This window comes from Kiritimatiellia bacterium, from assembly GCA_018001225.1.
Classification (GTDB): Bacteria; Verrucomicrobiota; Kiritimatiellia; order CAIQIC01; family JAGNIJ01; genus JAGNIJ01.
In genome coordinates this window covers 71,936-82,354 of record JAGNIJ010000015.1, presented here as the reverse complement: position 1 = coordinate 82,354, position 10,419 = coordinate 71,936, and the positions used below count along the sequence as shown (strand labels likewise).

Annotated in this window: 6 protein-coding genes; 3 read left to right on the top strand and 3 right to left on the bottom strand. The window is 68.2% G+C overall.

The window, feature by feature from the left end; translation table 11 throughout:
• Positions 1–336 precede the first annotated feature (336 nt).
• Positions 337–3,606, bottom strand: a complete 3,270-nt coding sequence (mfd, locus tag KA248_07000; GenBank protein ID MBP7829649.1) for a transcription-repair coupling factor — start codon at positions 3,604–3,606, stop codon at positions 337–339.
• A 275-nt stretch (positions 3,607–3,881) separates the two neighbouring features.
• On the opposite strand from mfd, the gene KA248_06995 reads away from it, so the two are divergent.
• From KA248_06995 to KA248_06985, 3 genes are read left to right on the top strand one after another with little or no spacing between them, the layout of a single operon-like run.
• Positions 3,882–5,303: a PhnD/SsuA/transferrin family substrate-binding protein gene (locus KA248_06995; protein MBP7829648.1), complete on the top strand. Its 1,422-nt coding sequence runs from the start codon at positions 3,882–3,884 to the stop codon at positions 5,301–5,303.
• 12 nt (positions 5,304–5,315) lie between these two features.
• A complete protein-coding gene (locus tag KA248_06990) occupies positions 5,316–6,836 on the top strand; it encodes a response regulator (GenBank protein MBP7829647.1) in 1,521 nt (506 codons plus the stop codon).
• A gap of 10 nt (positions 6,837–6,846) precedes the next feature.
• Positions 6,847–7,296 carry a response regulator gene (locus KA248_06985; GenBank protein MBP7829646.1) on the top strand — a complete coding sequence of 150 codons (450 nt, stop codon included), beginning with the start codon at positions 6,847–6,849 and terminating at the stop codon, positions 7,294–7,296.
• A gap of 29 nt (positions 7,297–7,325) precedes the next feature.
• Here KA248_06985 and rpoN read toward each other — a convergent pair whose 3' ends face one another.
• Positions 7,326–8,759 carry an RNA polymerase factor sigma-54 gene (gene rpoN, locus KA248_06980; protein MBP7829645.1) on the bottom strand — a complete coding sequence of 478 codons (1,434 nt, stop codon included), beginning with the start codon at positions 8,757–8,759 and terminating at the stop codon, positions 7,326–7,328.
• 90 nt (positions 8,760–8,849) lie between these two features.
• The gene (locus tag KA248_06975) at positions 8,850–10,400 is read right to left on the bottom strand and encodes a hypothetical protein (GenBank protein MBP7829644.1); all 1,551 of its coding nucleotides are present in this window, start codon (positions 10,398–10,400) and stop codon (positions 8,850–8,852) included.
• Between the last annotated feature and the right edge of the window lie 19 nt (positions 10,401–10,419).

Sequence of the window (10,419 nt, the reverse complement as noted above, 5' to 3'; positions counted from 1 at the left end):
TTCGACCGGGTTTATGTGACTTCGTGCACACATCACCCCCTACCCAGAAGTCCAAAAAACCCCTCCCTCGACTCGAATCTGCCGTCCTGTACGCACTGACAGGATAAGAAAAGGGCCAAACACGAGGGGGCGTCGCTTGCGACGCCCGCGGCCGCCGGCCAGCGACGCCCCTAGGCGATGCCCCAGCACGAAGTGATACCAGGTACGGGTGAGAGGCGGTACGAGCGGCGTCGCAGAGCTCCGCCCTCCAGTGGCAGGAATCATGGAGGAGCGAGCTCCTGCGAGCCCGAAATCTACCCGCATTCACCCGGATTTGGCATGAGACCGTGGAGAATATCAGCCGGCGGCGAGCGCGAGCAGTTCCTCCAGCCGCCGATCCGGGTCCGCGCTTTTCAGGCGCGGGAAGCGGCCGTTGGGCATGATGTAGGACTCCCCTTTCATCATCATGGCCTTGTCCTCGCGGACCTCGATGGAGCGGATGCCGAGAGCGGCGGCCCGGATCCGCAGCCGGGCCACTTGCAGCAACCGCGCGGCCGGCGCGGGCAGCGGGCCGAACCGGTCGCGCAGTTCCACGGCCAGGGCGTCCACCTCGGGCTCGCTGCTCGCGGAGGCCAGCTTGCGGTACAGACCGAGCCGCAAGTTCTCGTCCTCGATGTACGCCGACGGCAGCACGGCGGAGCGGTCCTCGCATTCCGGGGCCAGGGACAGGTCCAGGAAATCCAGCTTGAGCATCACGTCGACGATCGGCGGCGCGGGCTCGCCCTTGAGCCGCGCGACGGTGCGCTTGAGCAGCTGGCAGTAGAGGTCGAAGCCGACGGCGGTGATGTGCCCGCTCTGCTCGGCGCCGAGCAGGTTGCCCGCGCCGCGGATCTCCAGGTCGCGCAGGGCCAGCTTGAAGCCCGCGCCGAGCCCCGAGTAGCGCCGGATCGCGCCGATGCGGCGCCGCGCGTTGTCGAACAGCCGCCCGTGGCGCGGCAGGAGGAAGTAGGCGTAGGCCTGGTGCTTGTACCGCCCTACCCGCCCGCGCAACTGGTACAGGTCGGCCAGGCCGAACCGGTCGGCGCGGTCGATCAGGATGGTGTTGACGTTCGGGATGTCCACCCCGCTCTCGATGATGGTCGTGCAGAGCAGGACGTCGAACTCGCCGCGCACGAAGCGGTGCATGACCTCGGCCAGATCCTTCTCGTGCATCTGGCCGTGGCCTACCTCGACCCGGGCCTCGGGGACGAGCGTCTTCAGGCGGTTGCGCACGATGTCTATGGTCGTAACACGGTTGTGGAGGTAGAAGACCTGCCCGCCGCGGTTGAGCTCGCGCAGGATCGCGGCGCGGACCAGTTCGTCGGAGTCCTGAGCCACGAGCGTCTCGATGGGCAGCCGGTCCTGGGGCGGGGTCTCGATCGTGCTCATGTCGCGGGCGCCGGTCAGGCTGAAGTAGAGCGTGCGGGGGATCGGCGTCGCCGTCAGCGTGAGGACGTCCACCAGCGCGCGCAGGCGCTTGAAGTGCTCCTTGTGGTCCACGCCGAAGCGCTGCTCCTCGTCGATGACCACGAGGCCGAGGTCCTTGAACCGGATGTCCGGCTGGAGCAGGCGGTGCGTGCCGATCACGATGTCCACCGCGCCCTCCGCCAGCCGCCGCGCCGTGTCGCGCTGCGCCGCGCGGGACCGGAACCGGCTCAACATTTCGATGGTCACCGGGTAGGCCGCGAGGCGCTCGCCGAACGTGTCGAAATGCTGCTGCGCGAGGACGGTGGTCGGCACGAGGACGGCGACCTGGCGGCCGTCCTGGACGCACTTGAAGGCCGCGCGCATCGCGACCTCGGTCTTGCCGTAGCCCACGTCGCCGCACACGAGCCGGTCCATCGGCCGGCGGCTTTGCATATCCTTCTTCACGTCCAGGATCGCGCGGTGCTGGTCCGGGGTCTCGCGGAACGGGAAGGCCGCCTCGAACTCGTGCTGCCACGGCGTGTCGGGCGGAAACGCGTGGCCCTCCAGCAGGTCGCGCCGGGCCTGCGTCTCGATCAGCGAGGCGGCCAGGTCGCGCACGGCGCCCTCCGCCGCGACCTTCTCGCGCGTCCAGCGCTTGCCGCCGAGGGCGTGCAGGTCCGGCCGGCGCCGCCCGAGCCCGACGTAGCGGCTCAACAGGTGGGCCTGCGAGACCGGCACGTACAGCTTGGCCTGGCCGGCATACTCGACCGCCATGACCTCCTGCTCCCGGCCGTCGAACTCGACCTCGTACAGGCCGAGATACTTCCCGATGCCGTGATCCAGGTGCACGACCAGCTCGCCGGGCTGGATGTCCATCCATTCCGCGAGCCGCGCGCCCGCGTCGGCCCGCGCCCCTCGGCGGCGGCCGTGCAGATCGTACCGGCCGGGAAGCCGCTTGCGGAAGCCGTACAGGTCCGACTCGGCCACCACGACCAGCCTCGCGGACGGAACCTCGAACCCCTCCGACAGCGCGCCCAGCCGGACGTCAAAGCCGGTCCTCGTCCCGCGCAGTTCCAGGAACCGCTCGCGGGCGCCCTCGGTGTCGAAGAAGAAGACCACGTGCTCGCCCTGGCGAGACCGGGCGGACAGGTCGTCCAGGAACCGGCGCCGTGCCTCGTCCAGCAGGTCCGGCCGGAAGGCCCCCTCGCCTTCCAGGCCGGGCAGGCCCGCACAGGGCCGCAGACCCAGCTCGCGGGGCGGCGCGGTTTCCACGACGTCCGGCCCGATGACGAGCTGGCCGCCCCGGAATCGGTGCTGGACCCGGAGGCGGAACCGTTCAAAATCCGCCGCCGCGCGGGCGGGCGAGTCTTCGGGGAGCATCGCGCGGTACATCTCGGCGTGATGAAAGATGCTCTGCGGCTCGTTCCAGATCCAGAGCGTATCCGGCGGCAGATAGGCCAGGAGATCGGCGGCGGCCTCCGGCGATTCGAGGGCTTCGCCGGCGGGCGCGAGGTCCAGCGCGGTCTTCTTCTCCAGCGAGCGCTGCCCGACGGGGTCGAAGGCGCGTATGGATTCCAGCGTGCTGCCGAAGAACTCCAGGCGCACGGGCCAGTCCTCGGTCGGCGGCCACAGGTCGAGGATGCCGCCGCGGCGGGCGGCCTGGCCCTTCTGCACGACCTCGACCTCGAACACATAACCCTGCCGCCCTAGGCCGGCTGCCAGTTCCTCGGGATCCGCCGAATCGCCGACGGCCAGCCGGCGGCGGGCGCGTTCCAGCGCGGCGGGCGCGGGCGTATCCTGGAACAGGGCCTGGACGCAGGTCGCGATCAGCAGGGGATGATCGGTTTGCAGGCAGGCCCGGAGCGTCTGCAGCCGGTCGCCCATGCGGTCGAGGTGCGCGGCCCGGCCGGCGCCCTCCTCTCGGGCCGGGAAACAGGCCAGGCCCTCCTCGCGCTCGCCGGAGAGAACGAGCGCGTCCTGGTGAAACTGGTCCAGGGTGCGGGCGCTGTCGCCGACCCAGACCACGGGCCGCGGCCCGGTCCGCCGCAGCGCCAGCGACAGGAAAGCCTGCGCGGAAACCGGCAGGCCCTGGACAGAGCACGGCCCTCCCGATCGGAAAGCATCCGCCAGGTGTCGCTTGTCCTCGTCGCCCAGCATGAACGAACGGAGGGCGTCACTCATCTTCCCAGACGCTACCGGATGGACGCGGAACGGTCAACCGCCGCGCCGGACCGGCCGCTCTGCCCTATCGTTCCTGTTTTCACGGCACGCGCCGGCTTTTTTCCGTCGGATTACCCCTACGCGGACTTTATTTGCTCGCTTCCACGGAGTTGGGGGCTTATCAGAAGAACGGAAGCGGGCATCGTCAAGCAGACGAAGGAGGGCTCATGCATACAATAACCTGCGCAAGCCGGGGACGAAGCGGAGGCAGGGAGACGCCTCTGCGCGGAGCACGGATGCATGTCGCGGCCGGCCTTCTGATTATGACGGCCGTGGCCTGCGGAGCGCGTCCGATTCCCATCGTCCTGCCGACCCAGGGGGAGGACCTGCGCAACGCGCCGTTCCTGGAGAAGACGGCCGCGTACCTATCCCGGCAACTGCCGGGGCACGAGTTCATTGTGAACCGGGCCGGGGTCAACTGGGTCAACCAGGTGGACAAGACCGGCCCCGGGCTTGTGTTCGTGGACCCCGTTCAGTTCATTCAACTGGAGTCCCGCGTGCAACTCCGGCCCCTGGCCGCGCTGGAGCGGTTCGCGCAGACCCGGCGCGCCCGGCAGACGGGCGGCGTAGTCTTCACCCTGAAAGACTCCGCCGTGCAGCAGACCGGCGACCTGCAGCGCGCCACCGTGGCGGCCGTCGACGGCGATCCCTTGGCCTCCTCGCTGTCCGTCCTGCGCGAACTCAAGGCGCAGGGAACCGACAGCCGCGAAGCCTTCGGCAAGCTGATCATGAACCCCAACGACCAGGCCGTCGTGGAGGTGGTGCTGGCGGGACAGGCCGATGCCGGCATCGTGACGGCGGGCGTCCTGGAACAGATGGCCGCGGCAGGGCGCTTGGACCTGAACGGCATCCGGGTCCTCGCCCTCGGAGGCCCACCGCCGGCCGACTATCCGTTCCGGGTCAGCACCCGGCTCTATCCCGACCGCCTGCTGGTCGCGCTGCCCGGGACGGATTCCGATCTCGCGGACCAGGTCGCGGCGCTGCTCCTCACTGCCGGACCCGGCGACCTGGACCCGGACGGCGCCATGGACACGGGCTGGACCGTCCCGGATCCGCGCGAGGAGGTGCGCCAGTTGCTGCGGGAACTGCAGCGGCCGCCGTACGAGGACTACGGGCGGCTGTCGTTCGGCACCGTGCTGCGCCAGTATATCTATTGGTTCATCGGCGCCGGGGCGCTGTTCGTGATCCTGGCCCTGATCCTCTCCTACGTCACCTCGCTCAACCGGGCGCTCGGCGAGGAGGTCGAGGAGCGCAAGGAGGCCCAGCGCTCCCTGGAGTCCAGCATCGAGCGCTTCGAGCACATCGCGTCGTGCTCGGGCGACTGGATCTGGGAGACGGACCACGAGGAGCGGTTCACCTATTCCAACGCGGCGCTGAAGAAACTGCTGGGCTGGCCGCCCAGGGAACTGATCGGGAAGCCGATTTTCGAACTCTTGAGCAGCGCCGAGAAGGAAAAGGTCGGCGAGCGGAAAAAAATCCTCTCCACCGACACGTCCACGGTGTTCCATCGCCGGATCACGCTGCTGACGGCGGACGGGCGCGTGGCCGTCCACGAGTGCACGGCCGGCCCCGTCCGCAACAAGAAGGGCGAGATCACAGGCTTTCGAGGCATCAACCGCGACGTGACAGCGGAGGCGCGGATGGTAAGCTTCCGCTGATCCTTCAGCACCATGACCCCGTCCGGCCAGAACGACAGGAAGCGCGTGATCATCGTGGAGGATGACGACGCGGTGCGGCGCTACCTGACCGAGTTGTTCTCCGCGCGGGGCTACGCGGCGGAAGAGGCCCCGAACGGCGCCGACGCGCTCCGCCGGGTGGAGGAGCAGTCCTTCGACGTCATGATCCTGGACCAGAAGATGCCGGGCCTTTCCGGCCTGGAGGTCCTGGAGCGGCTGCGCGCCATCGGGCCGCCGTTCCCGGTGATCTTCCTTTCCGGGCACGGCAGCGAGGAACTGGCGGTCCAGGCGCTGCACATGGGCGCCACCGACTACGTGACCAAGCAGGCCGATCCCCGTTTCAGCGAGACGCTGCTGGAGAAGACGCGGCGGGCGATCGAACGTTTCGCGCAGGAGGAGGAGCAGCGGGCGCACGTGGAGACCCTGCGCCAGCGCATGTCCGAGCTGGGCTGCCTGTATGCCCTGGAGAAGCTCTTCGACAGCGTGGAGGGCTCGCCGCGGGTGGCCTTGAGCGCGGCGGCCAACATCCTGCTGCCCGACGCGGGCGACCGCTGCTGCGCGGTGATCCGGCTCGGTAAGGAGGAGTACGGGTCGGCCAACCTCTTCGAGTCCGGCCGCGTCGAGTCGTTCGAGATCCGGGAGCGCGGCAAGGCCATCGGCACCCTCGAGATCCGCTTCCGGGACGAACCCGGGGCGCGGACGCTGACCGAGACCGAGCGGGACCTGATGATGGCCGTCGGCGACCGGATCGGGCACTTCATGGATTTCTGGCACACGGAGCAGCGCCTGCGGGAGTCCAACGCGGCACTGGAGGAATACGCCAACGTGGCCTCCCACGACCTGCAGGCCCCGCTGCAGAAGATCGAGAGCTTCGCCCAGCTGCTCCTGGAGGACTACGCCGACCGGGTGGACGACACCGGCCGCTACTACCTCTCGGTGATCCAGAAGTCGGCCGGGCGGATGCGCCGCCTGATCAAGGACGTGCTGGCCCTGGCCAAGCTGGACTCGGACGGACTCGCCGTGCGCTCCCTCCCCCTGCAGGACATCCTCGACATCGTCAAGGACCAGCTCTCCCACCGCCTGGTCGAGCGCAACGCCGTGATCCGGACGGAGGCGCTGCCCGTGGTCCAGGGGGACGAGACCCGCCTGGTCCAGCTTTTCCAGAACCTGATCGGCAACGCCCTGAAATTCAACGACAAGCCGGAGCCCCGCGTGGAGGTCGGCGCCGTGGAGGAGCCGGACGCCTGGAAAATCTACGTGCGGGACAACGGCATCGGGATGACCCGCGAGGACGCCGGCCGCCTCTTCGTGCCGTTCAAGCGGCTGCACGCGAGCGACCGGTACGAAGGCACCGGCATCGGGCTCGCGCTCTGCCGCAAGATCGTCCGCCAGCATGGCGGTTCGATCGACCTCGACGCGGAGCCGGGCCGGGGATGCACGTTCTGGATTCGCCTGCCTAAAGAGCCGGCGACTGCGCAGGCCGGCGATGTCACACCCTGCCTGCAAACCACATGAGGAGGCAGCCATGCCGAATATAACGGTTCGAACCTCGAGAATCCTGATGGTCGAGGATGACCATGACGACGCCGTCCTGGCGCAGCGCGCCTTCCACAAGGCCAACGTCTGGAACGCCATCGACGTGGTCCGGTCCGGGCAGGAGGCGTGGGACTACCTGAACCACCAGGGCGCCTATGCCGACAGGGAGAAATACCCGCCTCCGCTCTTCGTGCTCATCGACCTCAACCTGCCGGGCATGGACGGGCGCGAACTGATCACCCGGATCCAGGGCGACGCCGGCCTGCGCGCGATTCCCCTGATTGTGCTTAGCACGTCCGATTACGAAAAGGACATCGAGCTCGGGCGGAAGATGGGCGTGCAGCACTACGTGATCAAGCCCCTGCAGCCGCAGAACGTGCTGGCCTTCATCGGCGCCCTGCCGGGCTTCCAGATCATACTCGGCAACACCGACGGATAAGCCGGTCCCCGCGGTCCCGGCGGCCGCCGTCAGCCTGCCCGGCGCAGGTGCGAAGGAAGGATCTTGAGCTCGTCCCGGTACTTGGCGATGGTCCGGCGCGCCACGGTGATCCCCTTCTCCTTGAGCAGGGCCACCATGGCCTGGTCGGACAGCGGCGCGGCCGGATCCTCCTTCGCGACGAACTGGGCGATGGAATCCTTGATGGTCTTGTTCGAGATCTCCTGGCCGTCCTGCGTGGTGAACCCGGGCGTGAAAAAGTACTTCATCTCGAACACGCCGCGCGGGGTCTGCATGTACTTGTTGGCGATCGCCCGGCTGACCGTGGTCTCGTGGATGCCCAGCTTGCCGGCGATCTCCGCCATCGTCAGGGGCTTCAGGTGCGAGACGCCGCGCTCCAGGAAATCCCGCTGGACCGCGACGATCTCGCGGGCGATCCGGTAGATGGTCTGCTGCCGCTGGTAGATGCTCTTGATCAGGAACGTCCCCGCGCGGATCTTGTCGCGGATGTACTCCTTGACCTCGGCGGTCGTCTCCGGGTTTTCCATTAACTGGCGGTACTGCTTGCTGATGAAGAGGTGGGGCACCGAATCCCGATCCAGCGCGATCGTGTAGTCGTCGCCGGACTTCTGCACGGAGACCTCGGGGAGGACGTAGTTCGCGGACTCGGCGCTGAACAGGCGGCCGGGGCGGGGTTCGAGCGTGGAGACGAAGCGCGCGGCCTCCTGGACCTCCTCGGGCGGAAGGCCCAGTGCTTTGGCCAGCTGCGGATAGCGCCGCGCGCCCAGGTCGTCGAGGTGGTCGCGTACGATCGCCGCCGCGGTGGAGTCGCCTTTACCGAGCCGGTTCAACTGCAGGAGGAGGCATTCCTTCAGGTCCCGCGCGCCCACGCCGATGGGATCGAATTCCTGGATGAGATGAAGCAGCTCTTCCAGCCGGGCCAGGTCGAAGCCGGTGCCCTGGGCCAGGTCCGCCAGGGGCGTGACGAGGTAGCCGTCGTCGTTGATGCTGCCCACCAGCATTTCCGCGACGCGGCGGTCCTCCTCGGACAGCTCGGTCAGGATTAACTGGTTCCGCAGGTGTTCCTGGAGCGACTCGGTCTGGGTCAGCGAGTCGAAGAAGTGCTGGCGGCGCGCGGCGTCCTCGGCCGTGTAGGGGTTGGCGGCCTGGTTCTGGTGAAAGTACTCCCGCCACTCGTCGTCCAGGCGGGCCAGGACCTCGAACTCCTCCTTGAAATCCAGGGCCTTGTCCTTCTCCGGCTCGTTCGTGCCCGGCTCGATCTCCACGGGCGTGTCCCGCGTCGCCTTCTCCTCCAGGGTGGGATTCTGCTGCATCTCCTCCTGGACGAGCGTCCGCAGCTCGAGGATGGGCACCTGGAGCAGGGCCAGCGACTGGCGCAGTTGCGGCGCCAGCACCATCTGCAGCCGCTGCTGCTGCGTCTGCGACATGTACTGGCCGGTGCTCATGGGCGGTGTGTCAACCCGAAGATACGATAACGGCGACGACGCCCCGGAACAAGGTCATTTCGGAACCGTCGGCCGGCCGGAATCCGGGCATCAGGGACCGCCGAGCACCGCCGTGCACACGCGGACCAGGGAGCCAGGCATGGCTTCAAAGACCCGGCTGGTGCCGTGCACGGCGCCGTCGAGATAGCGGAACCGGTGATAGCCCGGCGCCAGCGGCATGAAGGCTTCCGATCCGGAGACCGGCTTGACGTCCGCCGGCTCGAACGATCCTTCCGTCGCGCCGGGCTTCATGCTTTCCAGGCGGACGCCGCGCGGCGGCACCGGCTGCAGCGAGACGTAATCGACAAACAGCGCCTGCGCCTCCGCGCGATCCTCCGCCACGGGCGTCAGCCTGCGCAATACATCCGTCACGTTCTCGTTCTCCACCGTTTCCGGCCCACCGGGCTGCGCTGCGAGGAAAAGAAGGGCCTGTTCGGTGCAGATATCGTCCCACAGGTCGCGCCGCGAAGCCCAGCGATCCAGCACCGGCCGAACCGGCACGGCCCCATATCCTTTTCGCGCCAGGAAGAGCGCCGCGGAAACCAGCCAGGGATCCGGGTTGGTCACCGCGGGCCCCGGATCGAAATCGGGCAACGCCGGTGAACTGAGCGGTGCGGCCGGGGACGCCGCCGGCTCCCGGCCCGCCACCACCATGAAGTACAGGTATCGGTCCGCCGGCAGATCCCCGTGCGTCTGCACGCGCCGATAAAGCCTATCGGGTTTTGTGAGTTCCTGCGTGACGAACAGATCCCGTGCCACGGCCAGATTCATGACCCATCCGCCCACGACCACCTGCTTTTGCTCCACCAGGCGGTTCAGCAACCTTGCCCGCGCGTCCTCCAGTGTTGAATAGAACGCATCGACCGGGATGTCGCACGCGTAGAGGGCCGGAACCAGGCGAATGGCCTCGACCGTATTCCCTTCCGCCTCGAGGGCGAGGAGCCGGTCGAACAGCGCGCTGTACTCCGGCGCGACAGCCGCGCCGGCCGCGAACTGCGCCAATGCCGCAGACAGCGACGCGAAGTCATAGTCCAGCAAGGCCTGGACAGGATTCGGCCCCTCGGGCAGTTCCCGCCGGCCCAGCCAGTCCTGCTGGACCAGCATGTTGAACCGGCCTACCCGGAAGGCGGCCGTCCGCTGCCCCTGGCTCAACGCCTCGCCGCCCTCGGGGAACAGCACGCCGTCTCCCCCGCCGACGTATCCCTCGTCGCCAACGGCCAGAACACGCCGTTCGCCAGCCATGAGGCCGCCCAGCCCCTCGCGGGCGGCTTCCGCCGAGGCATAGACAAGGATGGAGAGGTCATACTGGATCCAATCCACTACGTCTTCGATCTCCGGCGAGGCCGGGCCGTCACCCGCGGCCGGCGGCTCCAGCGCCTTTTCAACCGGGGCACTCGATCCGTCGGCCATGCCCGCCTTGATCGAGATGCCGCTTATGTAACGGGCGCCCTTGAGCCCGGCCCACAACGATGGGTCGGAAGCCCAACCCAGCGCCTCATCCAGGTCGGCCTGCGCCGCACCGGCGCCGGCCCATCCCGGTGCGCCCACCAGGCCGATGGCCGCCACCAGGACCACGCCACGGCAAAACCGATTCGTTTTCATGCGACTCCTTTGCTGTCCA

Bases quoted from the DNA above. Each gene is read 5' to 3' on its own strand.
- mfd (MBP7829649.1), bottom strand. From the start codon at position 3,606: ATGAGTGACGCCCTCCGTTCGTTCATGCTGGGCGACGAGGACAAGCGA.
- KA248_06995 (MBP7829648.1), top strand. From the start codon at position 3,882: ATGCATGTCGCGGCCGGCCTTCTGATTATGACGGCCGTGGCCTGCGGA.
- KA248_06990 (MBP7829647.1), top strand. From the start codon at position 5,316: ATGACCCCGTCCGGCCAGAACGACAGGAAGCGCGTGATCATCGTGGAG.
- KA248_06985 (MBP7829646.1), top strand. From the start codon at position 6,847: ATGCCGAATATAACGGTTCGAACCTCGAGAATCCTGATGGTCGAGGAT.
- rpoN (MBP7829645.1), bottom strand. From the start codon at position 8,759: ATGAGCACCGGCCAGTACATGTCGCAGACGCAGCAGCAGCGGCTGCAG.
- KA248_06975 (MBP7829644.1), bottom strand. From the start codon at position 10,400: ATGAAAACGAATCGGTTTTGCCGTGGCGTGGTCCTGGTGGCGGCCATC.